This window comes from Aeoliella fuhlenseeensis, assembly GCF_052161615.1.
In the GTDB taxonomy this organism is placed as follows: Bacteria; Planctomycetota; Planctomycetia; order Pirellulales; family Lacipirellulaceae; genus Aeoliella.
Genome location: NZ_CP197417.1, coordinates 2,722,588 through 2,745,618 on the forward strand (window position 1 = coordinate 2,722,588; position 23,031 = coordinate 2,745,618).

Sequence of the window (23,031 nt, forward strand, 5' to 3'; positions counted from 1 at the left end):
ACCATCTTAGCCGCCGAAGTCGTCGTAGGCGATGTTTTCCTTCTCGACGCCCAGATCGTCCAGCATCTTGAACACCGCAGCGTTCATCATTGGAGGACCGCAGATGTAGTACTCGATATCCTCGGGCGACGGATGGGTGCTCAGGTAGTTGTCGAGCAGCACCTGATGAATAAAGCCCTTGTATCCGGTCCAGTTGTCCTCAGGTAGAGGCTCGCTGAGCGCGATGTTGAACTTGAAGTTCGGGAACTCTTTCTCAATCTCGCGGAAGTGATCGACGTAGAACAATTCACGCATGCTACGACCACCGTACCAGTAGGACACCTTGCGGCCTGTTTTTAGGTGCTTGAACAGCTCGAAGATGTGACTACGCAGCGGAGCCATACCGGCACCACCGCCGATGTAAACCATTTCGGCGTCGGTGTCCTTGATGAAGAACTCGCCGTAGGGACCGCTGATCGTGACTTTGTCGCCCGGCTTTTTCGAGAAGATATACGACGACATCTTACCCGGCGGGACGTTGGGCAGGCGGGGGGGCGGGCTGGCTACGCGGACGTTGAGCATGATGATGCCCTTCTCGCCGGGGTAGTTGGCCATTGAGTAGGCCCGAACGACCGGCTCGTCGACCTTCGACACGTACTGCCAAACGTTGTACTTGTCCCAGTCTTCGCGGAACCGTTCTTCGATCTCGAAGTCCTTGTAGTGCACTTCGTGCGGCGGGCATTCGATCTGGATGTAACCACCCGCCTTGAAGTCCACCTCTTCGCCTTCGGGCAATTTGAGTTTGAACTCCTTGATGAAGGTGGCCACGTTGTGATTCGAGATCACTTCGCATTCCCACTTCTTGGTGTCGAATGCTTCAGGTGGTACTTCGACCTTCATGTCCTGCTTCACGGCCACCTGGCACGACAGCCGGCAACCCTCGCGGGCTTCTTTCTTGGTGAGATGCGTCATCTCGGTGGCGAGGATATCGCCGCCGCCCGAAAGCACTTTCACCTCGCACTGTGCGCAGGTACCACCGCCCCCGCAGGCGCTGGAGACGAAGATACCTTCGCTCGCCAGGGCACCCAAGAGCTTGCCGCCCGCGGGAACCTTGATGGTTTTTTGATCGTTAATCGTGATTGACACGTCGCCCGACACCACGAGCTTCGACTTGGCGAACAGAATCAGCAGCACCAGCACGAGCACCACGATGGTGAACATGGCGACGCCGTAAACGATAGTCATGGTATCCATGAGGATTGCCTCGCAGTGTAACGGGTGTTGACCCGTCGTTGTTTGCGTGAGTCGTAAGCAGTGGAGGGAGCGAGTCTCGAACAGTGAATTTATTCGGGCAGGTTGATACCGCCGAAGGCCATGAAGGCCATCGCGATCAAGCCTACCGTAATGAACGTGATTCCAAGACCTTTGAGCCCTTGAGGCACATCGCTGTACTTCAGCTTCTCGCGGACACCGGCCAGTGCAACAATTGCCAAGCCCCAGCCGAAGCCGGCACCAAAACCATAGGTGCAGCTCTCGGCGAAGGTGTAGTCGCGTTCGACCATGAACAGCGACCCACCCAGGATGGCACAGTTCACGGTGATCAGCGGCAAGAAGATGCCGAGCGTGTTGTAAAGTGCGGGGAAGAATCGATCGAGTGTCATTTCCAGGATCTGCACCATCGCCGCAATGGTGCCGATGTAGCAGATGAGCCCCAGGAAGGTGAGATCCACCTTAGCAGCGTCGATGCCCATCGGACCCAGGATGCTCGACAGCGCACCTTCCTTGAGCAGATGATTGAAGATCCAGTTATTCGCTGGCACCGTGATGAACATGATGATCGTCACGGCGATGCCTAGCATAAAGGCATTCTTGATGCTCTTCGACACGGCCAGGAACGTGCACATGCCAAGAAAGAACGCAAGCGCCAGGTTCTGGATGAACACCGCGTTCAGGAAGATATTGAGATGATGTTGGAAGTCCATAGTAACCGTCTCGTGAGAGAGTGCTGTATTGATCGCGGAGGTTCAACCAATTACAGGGTCGGGTCGGAGTTGATTTGTTTCGGCTTGAAAGTGCGCAAGATCCAAATGAAGATGCCAATCAGGAAGAACGCGCTGGGGGCTAGCAGCATCAGGCCATTGGGTTCGTACCAACCTTTGGCGACGCCATCTTCGATGCGATAGAGATCGAACACCGGGTAGTTCCAAACTTTGCCGGATCCAAAGAGTTCGCGGATGAATCCGATGACCAGCAGAATGACGCTGTAGCCCAGACCATTACCGATGCCATCGAGAAACGACAGCCACGGGCCTTCCTTCATGGCAAACCCTTCGGCACGTCCCATCACGATGCAGTTGGTGATGATGAGGCCCACGAACACGCTCATCGTGCGGCTGATGTCGAAGGCAAAAGCCTTCAGCAATTGATCCACCACGATCACCAGCGAGGCAATTACGGTCATCTGGACGATGATGCGAATGCTGCTGGGGATCAGCTTGCGAATGGCGCTGATCGCGGCGCTCGAAAACGCAGTAACCAACGTCACGGCGAGGGCCATGATGAAGGCCTTGTCCAGCTTCGTTGTTACCGCCAGCGCCGAGCAGATGCCAAGCACCTGAAGGGCAATGGGGTTATTGTTGAAGATCGGACCTAAAAGGACATCTTTGGCAGTTGGCTTGGCCATGATCTGGTTTCCAAAGTCTGGATATCGAGGTGAATGCGAGTCGCACCACCGGATTGCTAGTTAGCTGCTGTTTGCTTGTCGAGGAACGGGCCGAACCCGCCGGGGCCGAGCCAGTACTGGACGAAGTTGGATACTCCGCGAGTCGTGATCGTTGCTCCAGATAGCCCGTCGATGGTGTAGTCGGCCGCGGGGCCGCTGGTGGGGGCGCTTCCTTTGGCAACGGTAATCACGACATCATGTTCTTCGTTGCGGGCGAGCTTTCCGAGCCACTTGCCTTGCCACAGCGGGTTCTCCACTTCGCCGCCAAGACCAGGGGTCTCGCCGTGATCGTAGAACGTGATGCCTTTGACCGTTTTGGCGTCGGAGTCGAGCGAAATGAATCCGTAGATGGTCGACCACAGGCCCTTGCCGTAGATGGGCAGCACGTACTGATCCACTTCTGAGTCGCTGCCCTCAGCGAGGATCTCGTAAGCGAAGGCCATCTTCGCCCGACGATCCACACCGGGCGTAGGGCCTTCGGTGGTGATCTCTTCGCTGGTCTTGGGATCGCTTGCAGCGGCACGGGGGTCGAACGTGTCGTAGTCGACCTCGGACGTGGGCACGACAGTCCCTTCGTCGAGGTCGATCAGCAGACGCTTCACACGCTTCTCGTACACCTCGTTTACTTCTTCCGGTTTGGCCGAAGTATCGGCGAGGCCGGCGGCGATGAGGATGTTGGTCTTTTCATACAGCCGCTTGTTGGCAACTTGGCGTTGATTGAGCAGCACGGCCGCGCTCGACACGAGTAGCGAGCAGGCTACGCACAGCACGAGGGCAACCAGCAGGGTACCCGCAAAGGAATCACGTCCCATAGCGTGCGAGCCTCCGTTTAATATTCGCTTGGATAACAATCGAGTCGATCGAAGGAGCCATCACGTTGGCAAACAGAATCGCCAACATGATGCCTTCGGGGAACGCGGGGTTGATGACACGAATCAGAATGGTCATCGCACCAATCAGTATGCCGTACCACCATTTGCCCATCTCGGTCATCGAGGCCGAGACGGGATCGGTCGCCATGAAGACGGTACCGAAGGCAAAGCCGCCAATCACCAGGTGCCACATCGGCGAGATGTACGAAACCGGATTGGTACTGTCGTAGTTAATGGCATAGAAGTAAAAGAGCGAGCTTAGACCCAGGGCACCGATCACGCAGCCTGCCATGATTCGCCACGAGCCAATGCCGGTAGCGATCAGGATGGCGGCACCGATCAGGCAGGCGAGCGTCGAGGTCTCGCCCATCGAGCCTTGGATAAAACCGATGAACGCGGTCCACCAATCGAAAGTCATGTCGGGATTGATGTGCTGGACGGCCTCGGTCATCACCTTGCCAGGCAATTCCCCGGCCGGTGCCGAAACCATGGCGCCGAGCGTGGTTGCCCCCGTGAATCCATCGGCCTTCTGCACCGCGACCCACACGCCTTGGCCAAGACGATTGGTCTCGCCCGACAGGTAGCCGGCGAAGGCGAAGTAGACGAACGCTCGAGCACAGAGGGCCGGATTGAGGAAGTTCTTGCCGGTACCACCGAACACTTCCTTACCAATCAGCACGCCGAATCCAATGCCCGCGGCGACGACCAATAGGGGTGTCGTTGGCGGAAGCGTCAGCGGATAGAGCATGCCGGTAACGAGGAACCCTTCGTTGATCTCATGTCCTCGCACGAGGGCGAAGATGAGCTCAATCGTACCACCAACCGCCATCGTGACGATGTAGGCGGGTAGGAACCACAGGGCTCCATAAACGTAGCAGCTCAGAATGCTATTCGGGTCGTGCGTGAAGCCCAGGCTCGTAAAGATGGCTTCGCGCCAATCTTCGATCGGCGTGCCGGTGCCCGCCGCGATTTGCAGGTTTGCCTGATAGCCCGTGTTGTACAGGCAAAACAGAATGCACGGCACGAGAGCGACAATGACGGTGGTCATCATTCGCTTCATATCGAGGCTATCGCGGACGTGCGGCCCCGCTTTGGTGACTTCGCCCGGCGTGAACAGGAAGGTGTCGCCCGCTTCGTACAGCGGATAGAGTCGCTCGAATTTACCACCCTTGGTAAACAGCGGCTCTACTTTGTCCAGCAGGCTGCGTAGGAACTTCATAACGGCTTAGGGTCAGGATTGGGGGTCAGGTGGAAATGGACACGGCGTGGGGCTCAGCATCGCTTAGCCCTCGCGTTCGATCTCCGTCAGGCTCCGCCGCAGGTAAGGACCGAAGTCGTGCTTGCCGGTGTCGACAAACGTGCAGAGCGACAAATCTTCTTCATCCAGCTCCAGGCAACCGAGTGCCTGCGATTGCTCGTTGTCCGCCACCACCAGCGACTTCAGCAGCGGCGTGGCAATGATATCGAGCGGCATTACTTTCTCGAACGAACCCAGCGGCACGATCGCCCGATGGCTGCCATGGGTCGTGGTGGTCATCGCGAAGCGTTTGCCCAGCGATAGCGCCGAGGCGAAGATCGGCTTGATCGAGTACTTGTCGAAACCGGGACCCGACCAACCCATCAACTCACGCTCGCGACCCTCGGCCACCAGCGCGACCGCGTTGTGGTACCGGCCCAGAAAATCGGTCGCTCCCGTCGCCTTGCGGCCAGACAGGACAGAACCGGAAATCACCCGCACACCGTGCGGCGTGTTGGTGTCGTACTCGCCAGCAGTTAGCTCGGCGAGATTCGCTCCGAGCTGAGTGCGAACCAGTCGCGGATTCTTGGCCGCGGGGCCCGCGATGGAGACCACTCGCTCGTTGAGCAATTGTCCGGTGTTGAACAAGTGCCCCACGGCGATCACGTCCTGGTAGTTGATGTACCAGACTTGGCGGCCCATGCTCACGGGAGCGAGAAAATGGATGTGCGTTCCTGGAAGTCCAGCCGGGTGCGGCCCCGAGAACTCGACGGTCTCGACACAGCCCAGATCGTCGCCGGGGAGCTTGCTGCCAGCCTGTTTGCAAAGATACGTCTTGCCATCGGTCAGCGCGCTGAGTGCCTGCAAACCGGAAACGAAATCACGCTCGCGGGCGTCGATCACCACCTTCGGATCGGCGGCCAGTGGGTCGGTGTCGATCGCCGTAATGAACAGCGCGTAAGGAACCACCGCCGGATCAGGTACCTTGCTGTAGGGTCGCGTACGCAGCGCGGTCCACAGACCCGAAGCGAGCAACTCGTCGCGAACCTGGGCTGCCGGCAACTGAACCAAGTTGGTGTCGACGAACGACGGGAACTCGACCGAGTCGTCACCCTGGACATCAATCGTCAGCGACACGAACTTTCGCTTCGCACCGCGAGTTATCGCCGAGATGCGTCCAGCGGCTGGGGCCGTGTAATTGACGGCGGGCAGCTTCTTGTCGGTGAATAGCACCTGGCCACGCTTCACGGTGTCGCCTTCGGCGACCAGCATGGTCGGCTTCATTCCGATGTAGTCGTCGCCAATAAGGGCCACCTGCTTGATGGCAGGACCCTCGGCGATCACCTGCTTCGGCTCGCCGGCGATGGGAATGTCGAGACCCCGTTTGATGTCGATGCGTCTTGTCATAATTCGGCTGGCTACTCCTCACCAACGGACACAATGAGTTGGCAAGGTGCGGGCGAAAAGGAGGGAGTCGGCGTAGGGGGCTAAGATTGTGAATTTTTTCACGAAATCGTCGCTACGTCAATGCTGATAACGATTTAAGGGAGCCGGGCTGACCCGATTCGGTGGCGATTCCTTCCACTCACCTCTGGCCGACCAGCGAAGAAACCTGACAGTCAACCCAATGGTTACTAGCATTTCCGCCGCGATGCGAACCATCCTACAATCTTCGGGCAGAATGGGAATGGGGCGTTTTGGGTCCCCTTCGGCTCATTTCCGACTTGTAATCTCAACCCATCCCATCCCTATATTCTCTACCTTAGGCGCGAACCCCGCCTCGGCCACCGCGGGTCGCTCTTATTGCCCCTTTGCGAGCACCGTTTCTCTGTTTAAGATGCAAACTTCACCAACGGACAGATAGCTCAGTTGGTAGAGCACGGCCCTGAAAAGGCCGGTGTCGCCGGTTCGAGCCCGGCTCTGTCCACTCGACGTAAGTACCGCCGAAACCTAGCGTTAGGTTACCGGCGGCCGTTCGATAGTGCGGCTCAATAGTCACGGCAATTCCGGCAAATGGCCGGAACCGCGTCTGGCCAACTCTGGGGACTTGTCTCTTTCCCCACTCTCCTCGCCCGCCTAAGCAACGCCGGCATAAGAGCCACTGCGCACGCGATCGACCCTGCACACCGGTGACGCGCCGGGGCTGCAATCGCCAATAATCGCTCTCCATCTTCCAAGTCGCCGTGATCCACGCGACTCGCCCAATACCGCCTGGCCTCGAATCCGATGTGGCGCGTGTCCGTTGATGAGAAGGCGCAGGTTGATCGTCGCACGACCAGAGTGAAGTCAGCAGCCCAGATTGTTACGCTCGTGGTGGAGTCCAATGGTGCTCCGATACCTTTTCTCTGGATCCGCGGTACTCGTTCGGTGGCATGGTACGGTATGTGCGACGTCACTTGGTTTCCGACTTCCATGCGGCCAAGCCGCGCGACGCGAAATCGGATCCACTAAAAAACCAGACGCGTGAGTTTCACTCCGAGCACTTCTGATTTCCCCTTCAAGGAACATTCCCATGACTCAAAAATCTCAAGCCACGAAGTCGCGACAGATCGTACTGGCTTCGCGTCCCGAAGGTGTTCCTACGTCGTCAAACTTCTCGATGGAGTCGGTCGAAATCCCGCCCATCGAGGACGGAGAGTTCCTCGTGAAGAACGAATGGATGTCAGTCGACCCGTACATGCGAGGCCGGATGAAAGCCGGAGACAGCTACGTCGCTCCCTTTCAAATTGACCAACCCCTTGAAGGGGGGTGCGTTGGTAGAGTCGTCGACTCGCGAAATGAAAAGTTTCCCAAGGGGGACTACGTGCTCGGTAATCTTGGCTGGCGCGAGTATTGGAAATCCTCCGGCGAAGGTGCCACGGTCATCGATCCCAATCTTGCCCCCCTGCAAGCTTACTTAAGTGTTCTCGGTATGACGGGGATGACTGCGTGGGTCGGGCTCAACACAATTGCAAAGCTAAAACCGGGCAGCACCATTTTCGTTTCCGCGGCGTCGGGTGCGGTGGGTTCCGTCGTCTGCCAGCTCGCCAAGGCAATGGATTGCAAGGTGATCGGCAGCGCTGGCAAGCCGTCGAAGATCGACTGGCTAATCGACAAAGCCGGAATTGACGCTTGCATCAACTACAAAGAATCGAAAGACCTCGCCGGCGATCTCACCAAGCACGCACCGGACGGCATCGACGTGTACTTCGATAACGTAGGGGGTGAGCATTTAGAAGCTGCGCTGGATGCGATGAATGACTTTGGGTGCTGCGTCGAATGCGGCATGATCTCCACCTACAACGCGACCGAGCCGCCCGTCGCTCCACGAAACCTTTTCAAAGTGATCGCCAAGCGCATCCGCATGGAAGGCTTTATCGTCCGCGATCACCTCGACGCCCAAGCCGAGTTCATCGCGGACATGGCCCCGTTGATCAAGGACAAGAAGATCGTTTGGGAAGAAACCATCGCCGACGGTCTAGAGAAAGCACCATCGGCCTTCATCGGATTATTCGACGGGGACAACCTGGGCAAGCAACTAGTCCGGCTCGGATAACCTAGACCACCCAACGGATCGAACTTCCGATGGCAATATCCGCGTACGGATGAACCCACGGCCGCGGTTCCTAGCGGGGGCCGAGTTGGTGCGCGAGGTCGCTAGGTGCCCTGCTCTGCTCGCAGGACGAAGCCCGTCTCGAAGCTCTCGCCCGCGACCAACGTTCGTAGGCCCGTCTTGATGCCCATCTCTTCCATGCGGAACGGATCGGGCACGCAGCTATACGGTTCGATGCACACCGACTCGCGATGCCCGGGCGTATAGATCACGGCGTGGGGGAACACCCCGGCGTCGAACTCCTGCACCACGCGCCGCCCGCTCGACGGATCGGCCACCACGGTGGTCGCTTCGCCCGATGTCATGGAAAGGCTGTAGGGCGTGTCGAACTGGCGATCGCCCAGTGTGACGCCCTTGCTGAGTGTCAGGTCCGCAGGTAGTGCCACACTTTCGCCGGTGGGGAGCATGTCGTCGAGCTTCCACTCTTTGTCCACGGGTGCCGTGAGCACTGTGTCGGCGACTTCCGACGATTCGGCGAGCGGCAGGCGGAAATAGGCGTGCGTACCGAAGCCCCACGGCAACGGATCGTAGCCAGTGTTCTGGAACTTGATGGCGAATCGCAGTTCGTCGCCCACGAGCTCGTAGGTGGCCTCTACAGCGAAATCACTAGGCCAGCAATTCAGGATCGTCGTGTCGTCGATCGAAGCTTGGAATGCAGCGGTTACCTTTGTCTCAGTTTGCTCGACCAATCGCCACGGGCGGTCGTAGATGAAGCCGTGAATCGCATGCGGGCGTGCGGCGTCGTGCGGGATCAGGTAAGTCTGTCCCTCGTACTTGAACTGGGCGTTGCCGATTCGTCCCGGGAACGGGAACAGCAGCGGAATGCCACTGCCACTCGGACGCTTCTCGCCGGTGTCGAAACCCTCCTCAGCCCATAAGAGGTCGCGAGGGCCGTCGTCGAAGTTCACGATCCATTCGAAACAGTTGAACCCTAGACCCACGAGCACGCGAGCTGAGTTTCCGGTGGCGGGGTCGCGAAGTGTTACGAGAGACATGGCAGTGTTCGATCTATAATTGGTGAGTTGCAAGTACTTTGTAGTGCTCGCTTTACCAGCGAGCGGCGAGCGACATCAAGAGCATAACGCACACCACGCTCCCCGCCAGCATCCCCCACCTCGCCGGCAGCTGCGGACGCAGCGCGAGTTGCGCGAGTTGCGCGAGCGGCAGCATCAGGTGCAGCCCCACCAAGATGCCAAGGAAGAACGTGACCGTCGCTAGCAGCGAACTACCCACGAGTCGCGAACCTTCGCCCGCCGGCAATGCGGCAAGCGTCACCACGCCGGTCACGGGTTGCAGCGTCAAACCCACGAGCGCCGCGATCGCGCCACCACGGACGATCACCGTGCGTGCGACGCTAACCGCCGGTGAAGCGAGCGCGACCGTCACGCCCGACACCACCAGACTCGCTCCCCAGATGTGCAGCGACTTGGCGAGCACCAGCGGCGTGGACATCAGCTCCAGCAACAGCTCGCGAGTGATCGTTGGCTCGGCGATTAACGATGGGTTCGCGGCCAGCAAGTTCTGCGAGATCATCAGCGGCGGGAAGTGGTACAGCAAGTTCGTCGCCCCGAGCACCACGGGTATCGCGTGTAGCACCGGACGCATTCGCAGTCGCCGCCATAGCATCACCCACACGATGTAGCACGCCAGGGCAAACACCCCTTCGCCCGCGACCATCCCGTAAGCACTCCGCGGAAAGCGGGCGAGCATCGCAACGTACCCGCCATCGTCGGTCCCCGAGCGCCACACACCGCCGGCGAGCCCAATCGCCGCGGCGAGCACGACGCCCCAAGTCGCCCAGACTGCCAACTGCCGAAGGCTGTCGTTCGCCGCGTCGTCCATGCGGACCGTGCGAAACATCCGCAGCCCCGCGATCAAGGGAGGCCCCATCGCAGCGAATCCCGCCACCGTCTGGTGCAAGGCGGCGATCACCGCGTCGAACACAGCGAGCACGATATCCATCAAGCGTCGTCCATCCAGTGGGTACCTCGCGAGCTTCCCAAAACCGCCAATCCACCCCGCACCCACGTTGACACACCCGCCCCCGAATGTCTAGCATCCAGGCTTCGCGAGCGAACCCCCAACGACCGCCGCAGGTCGTAACAAGGGGTTCGCAAATCGGGCGATTAGCTCAGTTGGCTAGAGCGCCACGCTTACACCGTGGATGTCGGGGGTTCGAGTCCCTCATCGCCCATTATACAAGTGTTCACTGCATCGGTATTTCCCGGGAAACACGACAAAACTACGGTTTTCTCTTCCGCGGGGCTATCGTCTTGCTTACCCGTGCCATCCTCCGCGAGCGGTGACTGCGCTTCTTTCTGCGCCGCTTGATAGTGCTCGTCAGTGACTTGCAAGTAGTGACGCGCCGCGATCGCCTGGGTGTTGCCCAGCCAATCGCAGACGACGTGGATCGGAAATTCCTCGGCGAGTTCCGTCTCTCGGGTGCTTCGGAGGTTGTGGAACAGTTTGGGCCAGGGAGCCACGCCGGCCCGCGCGATGATTCGCAGCAGCTGGCTCCGCAGATTGGCGTTGCTGTCGCGGTAGCGGGTAATCAGGTGAACCCGGTCGGTCGCGTTCTCCTCGTCGTACGCAGCCCATACCGCGTCGAGCTCCCGTCGCAGTTCAGGGAATAGCGGGATGATTCGCGACTCCTTGCCCTCGTGGTGGGCCGTTTTGGGGCTCGTCACGTGAAGCAGTCCCTTCTCCCAATCCACGTCGCCCCAGGTCAGTGCCAAGTGCTCGCTAGGGCACCGCAGGCCGCCGTAGCGGCTCAGGGCGAAGATCAGCCGCCATTGGGTATCGGGGCAAGCGTCGAGCACTTTGGTGGCCACCTCACGGCTGATGAAGTGGAACCGCTCACGATTGGCCTTGATCGTCAGGCCCTTAAGATCGGCAAAAGGATTCTCGGAGATCAGCTTGGAGCGCAGTGCTGCGCGGAAGAATTGCTTAGCGATCCCGCACCGACGGCGGACAGTATTCGCGGCGAGCCCCTGCCCTTCCTTCTTGTCGGCTAGCCAAAGACGGAACTTATCCGCATCGCCAGCCGTGATGCTCGTGAGGGACGCATCCTTGCCAAAATGTTCCACCAAGCATCGGCGGGTGTGCCCGTAGACGGTCGCCGTGCTGCCCTTCACGTCGCTCCGCGAAGCAATGTAGCTATCGAGGAAGGACGCCAGCGTATGGACCTCGCGCGCCTTGCGCGGCTCGACTAAGCCCACCCGGGACAGCCGGTCGGCAAAATCGTCAGGGAGATTGGCCACCCAAAGCGCGGTCTCCGCGTCAACCGAGTGCCCGGACGCTTTGGCGACAACCAAGCTTTCGATCTTCAGCTTAACCGTCTCGGCAATTCGCTGAGATACTTTGCCCAATCGCACCGCGTGGCGTCGCCGTTTGTCGAGTGGATCGACGAACAGAATACGACGCTTGCCGCCAGGGTCTTTGGAAATACTTGCCATGAATCTACCTCGTAGGGGTTCGATGCTGTTGGTTATTGTCCCACGTCGCACGCAATCGCGCAAGATTGCAGGGCATGGAATCGGGAAGGAATTTGGAACGCTAGGGCGATGACAGGTGAATGAAATGCAAGGCCTATCCAGACCGGTAGACCGCACGACATCGCGACGTCAGGGTCTGGGTCGCGTCGCCACGCAACGGTGCTCGGCAGCATCCCCCGGGTGTTGCATTTTCTTGCATTTCCGAGGACGGTCTGTTCTTCACGCTGACTGCCAGATGGGGAAGTCGATCGTGTGCCCGCACTTCGTGCAGTCGAGGCGAGCGGACCGCCCCTCGTGAATCGGTGTCTGCCGAAGTTCGGTCGAGCCACAATGCGGGCAATGTGGCGAGGGAACGTCAGAGTGCGCCACAGTCTCCCCAGAGTGCGCCAAGATATTTTCCTTGGCGTACTCTGCAAACTCTGGCCCATCGTCGGCGCACTCTGTGTGCGGAAGCTCGTCGGGCAGCCGCCATACCCAAGGGCCCCGGTATCCATCCGGCGCGGCTTGGACGTTCAACTTCCGCTTGGCCCGGTCTAGTGTCCGGCTGGAGATCCCGTCGGCCGAGGCGGCCTCCTTGGTCTCCTTCGCGGGTTGCGGGCCGTCCGCAAGGCGATTGTGGAGCCAATCGACTGCTTCGCCCTCAGCCGTTGTAGCCCCGCCAGCGCGTCCGCCGTTCTCGCGCGCCAGGGCTTCGTCGGCCGACATCGCTACCGGATCGCGTTCCCAGTGGACCGAAGCAGGCTCTCCGGCAATGGTAAATGCCAGCCCCGTCGTCTCCGCAGCCAAGTTGCTCTTTCCGGGCAAGAGCAGTCGCCGGAGCGGGGTGTCAGGATCGCGGGAAAGGTGCCAGACGCTTCTCGCGATACCGGTGAACGCCCGGCTGCCCAGAGCCATATCGTCGGCCATTGTTGCTGTACCCTTGCGCCGATGGGCGATCAAGAGAACTGCCGCGCCGTGCTGTTCGGCAAGCTTTGCGATCGGAGCGAGCACGGACCGGACCTCATTGTCTCTGTGAGCATCACACCTACTTCCCAGAAAACTCCCGATCGGATCGACCACGACCAGCCGGCAGTCGGCGACACTGTCCAGCGCCTCGGCGAGAACGTCGACATCAGCCAGGGTGAACGAGAGTTCTTTCGTTTCGCCCTTCTCAACGCGTTTGACGCCTGAGAGCAAGTGAATCCGAGTTACGTCCGCCAAGTGGGCGTCGAGTCGAGGGCGGATCGTATCACTCGGATCATCCTCGGCCGTGATGAAGATGGAACTACCACGTTCGCAGGGTTCGCCATCGGGCCACGGGGTTCCCGTCGATATTCGGCTCGCCAGGTCGCAAGTGACAAAACTCTTGCCGCAGCCGGGCATTCCGACGAGCAGTGTAATACGACCACGAGCAATTCGATTCCGCCACAACCAATTGATGGGCCTCGATTCGACATCGGCCATACAGACGAGCGCAGGGCCGTAGCTGTCCGGTAGTGGCAGTTTGGCCTCGCTGGGCTCGCTCAATAAGTGCCGAATGATGGCAAACTTGTGAGGCCGAAGCTTGTCCAGCCAGTGTCGCTGGTCTTCGTAGGCTCGAACCTCCATATCCATGTCGACGACGTTGACCTCAACGCCATCGGCGCGCGCTAACCGTAGTAATTCTAAAGCATCCATACCTTAGCCTCCTTACAATTGGTTCCAGAGAAATGGCGTTCGATTCCATCAAGACCCTGTAGAATCGCCAGATCGTGCTCGCGTCGCATTAAATCACTAGGCCGGACTGTACGAAGTCGATCGGCCGCGCGAAGTTTGCCGGGCCAATGGAGATCGCGATACCGATGGGGGAGCGTTGCGTCGAGATACTGCTCGGCGAGCAACTCGCCCGTGAGCGATCCGGTGCTGGGAACCATCACAATCTTGGCCTGAATGTGTCGCTCGGCGAACACTTCGAGCCAGCCGTCGGCGTGGGCGAGTAGAAGAACCGGCTGCGGGATAGGCCGGCTTGATTCTGACTTCCGCTGGGAACCTAAGTTTCGTTTTGGTATACTGTGCATGGGTGACAAACCTATCTTGGGTATCGCGTCCGGCCCGCAAGGGCCGGCGCGTGCTCTGGTAAGAATGGTGGAGCGCCCGGGTGACGATCCCGGCAAGAATGGGTGACAAACCTATCTTGGTTCCCACAACGCGCCCCACTTGGGATGGCGCGTTAGGCGGGCGATACAGTTGTCGCACGATCGGCGATGAACTTGCGGACGCTCGCCGCCGGATAGCGGACCAGCCGGCCAATCTTGACGTGGCTAATCTCGCCAGCGTCCTTTAGCGCCCACAGTTTTCGGGCAGAGATTCGCAGGGCTTCGGCGGCCTCGTGCGGGGTCAGCAAGTGCTCGGCCAGTTCTCTGGCCGGCTCGCGAGTTTGGAATTGCATCGAATCGACTCCGGTGGAAGGGGAATGTGTTGGCGAGCACTTGCTCGCTATTACCCACCACAAACCGGCGCGTCATCGGGCCATACAGGACCACCCCAAAACGCAGATGTAGTTGCGTAAATATAGGCAGAAGTTCTACGCACCCCCAAGAAAGCGGATTCTCTGTAAAATCCGCTTTGCGCCGCTTTGACAATCCGGCGCGCTATATTTCTGAGATGCGAACTACCGAACCTCCGAAGGTGCGACCAGTACGACGATTCTTCTTTCTCGCGTCAAAGTGATTGCGAGCGGTTCGCAACTGTCGCTGCCACGTCCCGAAACTTGGTATGTTCTCTATGTAGCCGGCCAGCTCGCCTACGAATGACTCGTCAGGCTGCTCTTTGAGCCAGTCGTATCCGTCTCGATCTTTCGGCGTTTGCGCATGCGCGTGTTCGATCAGTTGCCAACTAGCCCATGCTTTTTTTGCGGCTGGCCTGAGTTCCTCGCGATACTCCTTGTCGCTGCCATTCGGATCGTTCCCCGGGTGGGTGTCAGTCACCACATCAGATTGCTGCCGCTGGCCCTGGACTCGACGAAGTGACTCAACCCACTCCGCGAGCTGCTGTGCCGCATCGCTGGCGTGTGTGACTCGCTTTCTTTCGTCGGGCTCATGGCGACAGATTCTTTGTAGTTCAATCCAGCACCGCCGCCCTTCCCAGGGTAGCTTTTTGCCGGTACAGCAGGCTTCCAGTGCGACGACCGCACTATGAACGTCGCCACCTGGCTCAATGTCCTCAAATGCGAAGCTTTCGGGAGAGTCCCCTTCCGAATTTTGTCCAGAGTCAAGCAGCGAGTTTAAGGCGGCCACCAGATTGGCCAACCGGGAATGCACTTGATCATTCGCCGCCCAGTACGCCATTGCCTCATCCGGCAGCTTTGATCGCACGTAATCGAGCACTTGCCCCAAATTGTTCTTGGCATTTGCCACTAATTCCGCATGATTGTCGACGAGCAGATACTCCCCAGTGTCGGGGTCGATGCTCATGGGATTCTGATTTAGCCTAGTAACCTGCGGCACATCGGCTAACTCCAATCCGCGTAAAAAATCAATTGCGGATTCGACAGCAGCGCGTGCATATACCACCCGCGCATATACGTCGCCCGGACGATCAGGGGTGGCCGATTCGCGTAGTTCCGAGAACGTAAGCCATTTGTTCCCCAGCCACTCTGCGAGGTCTCTCAACGTGTGAACATTGGCAGGTGGAGAAACTCCGTGGTATTGCTGAAACGATACGCTGGTGGCTGTTGCACTTAAGGTTTGCCGCGGTTCCTCAAGCAGTGACCGCACGACCGGCAAGAATTGCTCTCGCGCCAGCCGGGCCCACTCCGAGGTATCCGCCCTGCTCCTTAGTCGCTCGATGCTGGCCGGCACCCGCAGGCGATCGCTCGGCGACAGGGTATCCAAGGGCACGACAACGAAACGCGGCCCCAGATGCTCCCACTGCTGACGGAGGGGGTGATTGGCTTGATACCGATTTCGCAGTTCACGTAGTTCATCGACGACCGCCTGCGCCCCATTGATCGATGGCGTGGACGCCAGCCAAACGCGCGGCGAACAGACCTGACCGCCGGTCAGTGAGCCCAATCCACTGCTCCATCCCAGAGCGCTGGCACGCGCCCCTACCGACTCCTCGTTTTGGCTAGCGCGAAGGCGATGCTTGGGTAATGTCCCCTTCGGGGGCCCTTGCACGGAGCCAGCCCGCTTGCGGAGATTCTCTTTGGCTTGCTCGCTTCGCTCCCTAAGTTTCTGCTGACAGCCGTCCAGGTTCGCGTCGAATGCCTCGTTCACAAGAGTATCGAAAGACGCTTGCACATCGTCGTCGGCCAGCGACATCAACCGTTCGACTGGCAGTCGATCGGTGAACCCAGGCCAGTAGCGAAGCAAAACCGCGAACTCGCGCGCACCATCGCTCATCGAAACCGCTCCCTGTTGCGGTGTTAGCTATTCCTGATAACAAAACGAGGGGGAAGGCGATCAGGTCATCGCGGTTCGGGCCGTCGCCCTATCCCCAGGTTCAATCTAACATTCTCATACCCCGCGATCCATTAGCTACAGGGGGGAGCAAGAGTGAAACATCCGCCCTAAAAGGGGACAATATGCGACAACCTTCAAGGCGCTCGAACTCAAGAAACCGGAAGCTTGTGGGTTGTTAATGGTCCCGACGCACCCAATGCAATCCTACTAGAGCCTTTACGAACGACAGACTTTTACCAGTTGCTCCACGTGCGTAGAACGCGGTAGCATCGATTGCGTCCTACAAATCGCGAGCATGCGTGATTAGTTTCCGAGAGTGACTTCAGCCGTACCTTCGATGCCGCGGCGCTAGACTTCGCGATTATGTTTCGCAATTCGGGCGTCGGCACACCGCTGTCGGAACTGCATCGAGCCGAATGCTGGAAAGCCCGCGCGCGACATAACCGTCATAGCACCGCGGTGGAAAACTTGTCGCCCGCTCGCTCGACACCTCGGCGATGGAGATCCACCCGTTTACCCCAGCAGCTTTAGTAGGCTATCCATCCCCTCGCCCATTCGATCGAGGTTTCCTCACGGCCCAGATAATGTTCACAATGCAATGCGGCACGTACAGATCCACCTTGAGAGCGGTGACATCATTCGGATATTCTTCCCTTAGAGAATGGCTAAGATTATGACTACGATCCTTCCAAAAATAGTTCAAGAAACACTTGCTTCGATTGGACAAGTTGCCACGGAACTATCGTGCCAAATAGAGGGCTACCGCGAGTTCGTCACAATATTCCGAATACAAACAGAAAGTGTCACGGGCTTCCGATCCCAATTTCCATACTTAGCAAATCTAGATACCGCCTACCGACTAGCGCGTTTCAGGGTTGATGCCCAAAAGATTCAAGATGATCATGATTTTTGCAACGACGATCTTTGCGGCCTACAAAACATCTACGTTGCCTCCGAGCAGGATGTCATGCATGTTTTGAAGATATGGGCGGTTTCTTTGGATTCGCTGCGGCCACCGAGAGAAACGGAAGTACCGATTTAACCACGTTGCCGCTGACTTTGGTCAGCTAGATACGACGACAGGTGGCACTCTACGCCGTTAACCCTTGCGAGCATCCGTTCGCGCTGGTGCGACTCTTGGCAGCTTCGGTAGGTCAGCCGGTGGCAATGGCGGCAGCCGTAGTAGCGCGCCCCCGTGGGCAAGTAGAGCTTGCCGACGCGCCGCTGGCAGGGAACGCCGGCGACCATCAGCGGACAGGTGAACCACCACCGCCGGCCGCCAAACTGCCCGGGGGTCGACTGCAACCGGATGGGAACTTCGATGTTCTCGGCGTCGTTGCGGCGATAGTGGAGCGTGATCATCGGCGACTCGCCCCGCCGGGCGGTCACGCGGTAGCCGATCGACGACTCCCATCCGCCATAGCGGGTCCAGGTGAACGTACCGGCCGAGCCATCGAACAACCGCCCCCGAAAACTGCCAATATTGAGCGGCAGCGATTGCCCCACCGTCTGCTTCTTGTCGAAGCGGTACCAGTTCCCGCTACCCATTCCACCCATAGCAGCCCCCGCGATTGCGATCCGACACGGCGATCCGACACGGCCACGGATTTTGCCTAAATCATTAGGCAGGCGTCGCCGCTGGTCGCCGGGTTTATTGTACGCGGTTTGCAAGATAACTGGTCGGTTCGACCGCTTATGGCGGGGCTTGCTGGGTCACAAATCTCACGGCCGTAGGGCTGGACTCGGGGGCTCAACCCCCTTCCCCTCGGTAAAAATGGGCAATGGGGGGCGAATTGCATTGAACTTGAACCTGCGACATTCCGATGCTATCCTTTAAGTACCGGCGGACAAAACTCGGCTCCATGCCGTGTGGTCCTGGAATTCGTTCCGGGAGACCCTATATCCGCCGGTACTTTTTTGCGCCCATCCCCCGCTGCTAGGGAACTAGGGGATTCTTGGCGTTGTAGAAGATGCCCCGGCGCGAGCCGTGCTCCTTGTCCAGGTCGTGGATCTCGCCCACTTGGTTCCAAATGAGTTGAATGTAGCGGCTTTCGCCCAGCTCATAGTGCCGCTGCAAGGCCCACAGGAAGTAGTCGCACGCTTGTAAGCAGGCATCCTCGCGCGAGTACCGCGGCAAAATCTTCACGGTTTGCTTTCGCTGAAAGCCGAACTTCTTCTCGAAGTCCTTCTCTGCTTCGGCGATCGCGGCCTTTAGCGCGGCGGTGCGATCGGAGCGTCCCCGCCTCGCGAAATACACGTTCACTTCTTCAGCCGAGCGACGCAGCTTGCTGAATAAGTGGGTGATCAGCGTGTCGTAGAGTTCGTTTTCGTTGTATCGGTAGTCGGGGTCTCGGTCGTTCTGCTGGCGAACAAAATTGACCAAGTCTTCCTTGCTACGAATCACCGCGTAGAACTTGATGTCATGCCCCGCGATGAGCCGAAACACCTCGCGGCGAATTTCCGGCAGGTCGTCGCGCGCGTGGAACAGCCGGGCCGTCTTCTTGCGCTCCACCTGCATCGAAGGGACATCGCGGAAGTAGGGATCGGCCAACAGCTGCGCACGCAGGGCGTCGAGTTCGCTCCTGAGCCGCTCGCAGTCTTCGACGAGTATCTTGCCCAGCATGAAGAACTTCGACGAGCCATCCCCCACCAATACCTTCTTACCCCGTTTGCTGAACAGCACGGGGTCGCCTGCTTCGTCGATAAAGTAGTTGATGACTTCCAGCTCTTCGGACTCGGTAGCGCTCATCTTGCTCTCCGTACTAAGTGGGGCCCGTCGCGCTCCAGCACCCCGCGTCGCAGGCCCGCGTTGATAGCGCTTTTGGTGGCGGCATGGATGTGGCGGCCGGTACGGCGGAAACCCAGGTAGCGAGCCAGGGTCGTAGCGGCTTGGTCGCGGGTGTGCCAGGTGCGACCCAGCGCAGCGGCTAGGTAACTCACCAAGTCGTCGCGGGAGTAATCGCGGATGGTGCAGCAGTCGGGGTGAAATTCCCCCGCTTCGTGGTAGATGATTCCTCGGCGGACGGCGGTTCGGAGGTGGAGGACTAAGAAACCGACGACTCGCTTTCCCAGACGCTCTGCCGCCAGCCCTTCGTCGCGGAGTAGTTCAAACAGCCCGCGCACAGCGTGCTCGGCGATCATGCTGCGGTTAGCCTGCACTAGGTCTCGTACCGCGGCCATCACCTCGTCACGGGTGAAGTCCTCAAGGGAGTAACCACCCGGGGCCTCCTCGTCACATTCAACCTCACTATGTCGGGCCTCGGCTTCGCTAACCGCGTGATGGTCGGGCGAAGCCGTTACGCGAAAGGGGCGATTGGTTTCTCCGCGTCGAATTCTATGGGCTCGGTCACGAATGCCTCGGGCCAGCCCCCATGCTGATCTATCGTCTCGTCGATCACACCCATGATGCGGATGGTCTCGCGGATAGCTGCGACAATCTTGCCGTAGTATTGAAAATCGCATTCCGCAAGCGTTCGGCCTTTTCGGTCTTTGAGCCACTTCTCGCAGACTTGGTAGCCACCTATACGGAACTGCCATTCGTCCTGTGAGATGCCACCGAAACCGGAAGTGCCTGCAGATAATTCCTTGTCGGTAGCTCCGGCGTCAATCCAAACAGTATCATTCGCCCATCCTACTTTTCGTACTTCGCGCATGCTCCCGAAGAAACTGCACGTCGTATTACTGAGATCGCCTTGTTCTAGTAATTGTATGGCTATTAGTTTCGAGCCAAGGGCCGCCAACGATTGGAAGAGCGAGCTGTTTCGAGCAAGAGGTAGCCGTGGAAAATCAATCTTCAAGAACTCCATGTAGCGACGCCGGTATTCCGGGCTGTGCAGCACCGAGTATAAGTAACAAAATAGCTCGTATGGTCGCGGTTGGTCAGCTTCTCCGGTGGTCTTGCGAACTAAATTGAGATAGGCGGGCGAAAAATTCGGAGCAGTTTCATCGGCGTCAAGCCGGAGAGTACCTTTGTCAATGTGAGGAATTAGTTGAAACGGAAATACAAATGCGTTGTTCGATGTTTTAGATGAAAGGGATATTACCTCCGTAATTTCGCGGGTTACCATGACATGCGCGAACTGTTCACCTTTGGTCATCCTGGACGTCACGAGTGCAAGGTTGTCGGGCCGTCCCAGGTGTTGCATTACTTCTTGTCGGGGCCGCCAAATCACAGACGGATGGTACACGATACGTCGAACGTCGAAAGGCCGGTATAGGACGGACCTAATATAGGCCCCCACGTCCGCGTTCTTCCAGAGAGATGCGCGTGCATCGGAGACCCGCCAAGAATAATTCTCCTTGATCTTCAGTTTCTCCTTTACCTCGTTGTCTGTCAGAGACTTATCGACGAAGGTTGCCATGCGATCCAGTATTGGCGCGTCCTCGAAGTCGATAACCAGTCGGTCGCGGGCTGTGAGGATGCCAGTAGAATTCGTAGGCATGATGTCGGTGATGCGCCAGAAGCCATTGTATTCATTTTCCCCGTCGATTCCCTTGGGCGCAAAGAAGTACCAGGGCGTCGCGCAACTGGCGGGATTGAATTCGATTGAATTCGCAGCGGTCGTACTCAACCTTTTGTACTTAGACAACCTCGTACCATAAAGGTTTGCATGAACCAATTGGGGTAGGCGGTTGCAATTCTTTGTCATAAGGGAGATTGCAACCCCTTGCATAATGTCGAAAACATTCTCGTCAGGCAGTCCGTCTGGTGAAGTTGCGGACTTGTGAGCGTTTCCGTGCAGATCGAGTACCTCAATTAGAGTGTAGGACTCTCTTAGATTCTGGCGCATGCCACGAAAGGTTGGGTTGTCTAGGAATCCGTGGTTCGTGATCATTCCACTTACACCTAGATGCGCGGAATCAATTGCCTCTTGTGCCATGCTGATGAACTTAACGTAGTCATCCTGTAACCAATGCTTGCGTTCACCGAGGGGTTCGCCATCGACATATTTGTACCGTTCCACCAGACGTTGTGCCGCTGCCGACATATTCTCCGAGACTTTCGAATAAGGTGGGTTTCCTAGCAGAATAGTAAACCGCCGATTCTGCTTGACCTCGTTTACCGCAACTGCTTCGTGAGCGAGGGCTGGCAAGAAGTCAAAAACCATTTGACCCTCACCTGGAGGCTCTAGCGCATTCGTCAAGTACACTCGCGCGCGTTCGTTGCTTCCAAATCGATAGCCCGTGTCTGCCAACTTCAGACCAATTTTGAGGTGAGCAATGGCGTAGGGTGCCATCATGATTTCATAGCCGTGCAGACGTGGGAGCAGATGCTTTGGCACATATTTATTCCAATCGTCAGCACAGGCGACATCGCCCTTACCTTCGGCTTGCCATTTGGCGAGCATAGTTCTGTGAATTAGGTCGATCACCTCGACCAAGAAGGTCGCCGTGCCGGTAGCCGGGTCAAGAATTTGTACGAACGCGTCCTCGGCCAACATCCCCGCGGGAATCTCCAGCCCTTCGGTCCGGGCGACCATTTGGCCCCAGGTGGTCGTGTCAGCGAGGCCATCTTCGAGGCCAAACTGAGACTGCAACAGGGCGTGAACGCTGCGAACGATGTAGCTTACTACCGGCTGAGGGGTGTAAAATACCCCTCGCTGAACCTTGCGTTCTCTATCGTAGACGTGCAGAAAATCTTCGTAGAAGTGAATCACGGGATCTTCGCCGCGCCCGCGATTGCCAAAGTCGCGGAGCACTGCTTGCAGATCAGTCTGCGAGTCGTTCAGTAGCTCCACCACTTCCTGTATGCCAATTTCGTCAAAGTCGAGCTTTCCCTTCCGGCCTCCGACCGTTAGAAACGTGGCCAGCATCTCCTTTAGAAAGGGATTCGTGACCGGTATAAGGTCAACCATCCGCTCGGCGTCGACGTAAGTGCCCTCACCTTCGACAGTTCCTGACACAGCCGTCGAGAACAGACCATAGGTAATGGTCTGCGCGAACATGTCGGCAAAACCATCCTCGGTCAGGTCGTGAATGAGCGCTTCTTGAAACGCCGCATGCAGTTTACGGATCGGGCCATGCTCGGTCTCGATCCCCATCACCTTATTTAGTTCGGTGTAGATGTTCCGGCATAAGTGCGCTAGCTGGATGGCCAGTTCCTGCGCGGTGCGAATGACCTGCCGGTGCCTCAAGGTGAAAGCACTAGACCACTGTTTCCGCCAAGTGTCGGAATCGGTTCCCGACGCGGGCCATCGTAGATGGGTTGTCAACTGGTGGGAAACATGCTGAAGCTTCGAGTCGGTATCGTCACCATCCCAGTCGAGCACTTTAAGTGTTGGAATCGAGTTGCCAGCACCTTCGGTAAAGTGAGCGAACGTGATCTTGCGCTCCGTTCCTTCACCATATTCGGAGACGAATAGCAGGTCGTGCAGTTTCCACTTGGCTTGATCGCTAGCCTGAGAAGATGCTCGCTTCCTAAGCACCAAGCTATTAAGCAGCCGACGCATCGCCACTACCGGCAACTGCTTGGGCTCGAACTTCACGAAGAAGATGCCCCACTCTTGATCGTTCGTGAGGGGGCGTAGCTGCTTGATTTCCTGAATCTTCGCGGCCAGCTTGGGGTCGATGCCCAGTTCGTCGGGCTCCCAATCGTACGTTAGATCCTCAAAGTCCTCTGTCTCGATAGGCCAGTGCAGCTCGTCCCGTAAATAAGCTACGAGTTGGTCGAACCGCTTGATCTTGCGGAGGCGCTCAGTGGTATCGGACATGTTC

Annotated in this window: 18 protein-coding genes and 2 tRNA genes; 3 read left to right on the top strand and 17 right to left on the bottom strand. The window is 58.1% G+C overall.

Annotated elements, in window-relative coordinates; genetic code table 11:
• Positions 1–6: 6 nt before the first annotated feature.
• From nqrF to SH292x_RS10655, 6 genes are all read right to left on the bottom strand, one after another.
• Positions 7–1,233 (bottom strand): NADH:ubiquinone reductase (Na(+)-transporting) subunit F, encoded by a 1,227-nt coding sequence (gene nqrF / locus SH292x_RS10630; RefSeq protein ID WP_442485589.1) that lies wholly within the window; start codon positions 1,231–1,233, stop codon positions 7–9.
• Positions 1,234–1,322: 89 nt separating this feature from the next.
• On the bottom strand, positions 1,323–1,961 hold the full coding sequence (gene nqrE / locus SH292x_RS10635) for an NADH:ubiquinone reductase (Na(+)-transporting) subunit E (RefSeq protein WP_442485590.1): 639 nt from the start codon (positions 1,959–1,961) through the stop codon (positions 1,323–1,325).
• 50 nt (positions 1,962–2,011) lie between these two features.
• Positions 2,012–2,662, bottom strand: coding sequence for an NADH:ubiquinone reductase (Na(+)-transporting) subunit D (locus tag SH292x_RS10640; RefSeq protein WP_442485591.1), 651 nt, complete (start codon positions 2,660–2,662; stop codon positions 2,012–2,014).
• A 56-nt stretch (positions 2,663–2,718) separates the two neighbouring features.
• A complete protein-coding gene (locus tag SH292x_RS10645; protein ID WP_442485592.1) occupies positions 2,719–3,513 on the bottom strand; it encodes a Na(+)-translocating NADH-quinone reductase subunit C in 795 nt (264 codons plus the stop codon).
• On the bottom strand, positions 3,503–4,792 hold the full coding sequence (locus SH292x_RS10650) for an NADH:ubiquinone reductase (Na(+)-transporting) subunit B (RefSeq protein ID WP_442485593.1): 1,290 nt from the start codon (positions 4,790–4,792) through the stop codon (positions 3,503–3,505). Before SH292x_RS10650 ends, SH292x_RS10645 begins: the two co-directional genes overlap by 11 nt.
• A 63-nt stretch (positions 4,793–4,855) precedes the next feature.
• Positions 4,856–6,217: a Na(+)-translocating NADH-quinone reductase subunit A gene (locus SH292x_RS10655; protein WP_442485594.1), complete on the bottom strand. Its 1,362-nt coding sequence runs from the start codon at positions 6,215–6,217 to the stop codon at positions 4,856–4,858.
• A gap of 447 nt (positions 6,218–6,664) precedes the next feature.
• Between SH292x_RS10655 and SH292x_RS10660 the strand changes: the two genes are divergently transcribed.
• A tRNA-Phe gene (locus SH292x_RS10660) sits at positions 6,665–6,737 on the top strand.
• A 585-nt stretch (positions 6,738–7,322) separates the two neighbouring features.
• Positions 7,323–8,345, top strand: a complete 1,023-nt coding sequence (locus SH292x_RS10665) for an NADP-dependent oxidoreductase (protein ID WP_442485595.1) — start codon at positions 7,323–7,325, stop codon at positions 8,343–8,345.
• A gap of 101 nt (positions 8,346–8,446) precedes the next feature.
• On the opposite strand, the gene SH292x_RS10670 is transcribed toward SH292x_RS10665, so the two are convergent.
• The gene (locus SH292x_RS10670; RefSeq protein WP_442485596.1) at positions 8,447–9,397 is read right to left on the bottom strand and encodes an aldose 1-epimerase; all 951 of its coding nucleotides are present in this window, start codon (positions 9,395–9,397) and stop codon (positions 8,447–8,449) included.
• A 52-nt stretch (positions 9,398–9,449) separates the two neighbouring features.
• Positions 9,450–10,364: a hypothetical protein gene (locus SH292x_RS10675; protein ID WP_442485597.1), complete on the bottom strand. Its 915-nt coding sequence runs from the start codon at positions 10,362–10,364 to the stop codon at positions 9,450–9,452.
• Between the two features lie 158 nt (positions 10,365–10,522).
• Between SH292x_RS10675 and SH292x_RS10680 the strand changes: the two genes are divergently transcribed.
• Positions 10,523–10,596: transfer RNA gene (locus SH292x_RS10680), tRNA-Val, on the top strand.
• Here the strand turns inward: SH292x_RS10680 and SH292x_RS10685 are convergent.
• From SH292x_RS10685 to SH292x_RS10725, 9 genes are all read right to left on the bottom strand, one after another.
• Positions 10,556–11,857 (bottom strand): tyrosine-type recombinase/integrase, encoded by a 1,302-nt coding sequence (locus SH292x_RS10685; protein ID WP_442485855.1) that lies wholly within the window; start codon positions 11,855–11,857, stop codon positions 10,556–10,558. The genes SH292x_RS10680 and SH292x_RS10685 overlap by 41 nt on opposite strands.
• A 258-nt stretch (positions 11,858–12,115) precedes the next feature.
• Positions 12,116–13,552: an AAA family ATPase gene (locus tag SH292x_RS10690; RefSeq protein WP_442485598.1), complete on the bottom strand. Its 1,437-nt coding sequence runs from the start codon at positions 13,550–13,552 to the stop codon at positions 12,116–12,118.
• On the bottom strand, positions 13,540–13,932 hold the full coding sequence (locus SH292x_RS10695) for a hypothetical protein (protein ID WP_442485599.1): 393 nt from the start codon (positions 13,930–13,932) through the stop codon (positions 13,540–13,542). The genes SH292x_RS10690 and SH292x_RS10695 overlap by 13 nt, the downstream gene beginning before the upstream one ends.
• Before the next feature lie 152 nt (positions 13,933–14,084).
• Positions 14,085–14,303, bottom strand: a complete 219-nt coding sequence (locus tag SH292x_RS10700; RefSeq protein ID WP_442485600.1) for a helix-turn-helix domain-containing protein — start codon at positions 14,301–14,303, stop codon at positions 14,085–14,087.
• A gap of 202 nt (positions 14,304–14,505) precedes the next feature.
• The gene (locus SH292x_RS10705; protein WP_442485601.1) at positions 14,506–16,176 is read right to left on the bottom strand and encodes a hypothetical protein; all 1,671 of its coding nucleotides are present in this window, start codon (positions 16,174–16,176) and stop codon (positions 14,506–14,508) included.
• 1,179 nt (positions 16,177–17,355) lie between these two features.
• Positions 17,356–17,865 carry a hypothetical protein gene (locus tag SH292x_RS10710; RefSeq protein WP_442485602.1) on the bottom strand — a complete coding sequence of 170 codons (510 nt, stop codon included), beginning with the start codon at positions 17,863–17,865 and terminating at the stop codon, positions 17,356–17,358.
• 388 nt (positions 17,866–18,253) lie between these two features.
• Positions 18,254–19,066, bottom strand: coding sequence for a DUF3800 domain-containing protein (locus SH292x_RS10715; RefSeq protein ID WP_442485603.1), 813 nt, complete (start codon positions 19,064–19,066; stop codon positions 18,254–18,256).
• Positions 19,063–19,497, bottom strand: a complete 435-nt coding sequence (locus tag SH292x_RS10720) for a hypothetical protein (RefSeq protein ID WP_442485604.1) — start codon at positions 19,495–19,497, stop codon at positions 19,063–19,065. The genes SH292x_RS10715 and SH292x_RS10720 overlap by 4 nt, the downstream gene beginning before the upstream one ends.
• A gap of 116 nt (positions 19,498–19,613) precedes the next feature.
• On the bottom strand, positions 19,614–23,027 hold the full coding sequence (locus SH292x_RS10725) for a type ISP restriction/modification enzyme (RefSeq protein WP_442485605.1): 3,414 nt from the start codon (positions 23,025–23,027) through the stop codon (positions 19,614–19,616).
• Positions 23,028–23,031: the final 4 nt, after the last annotated feature.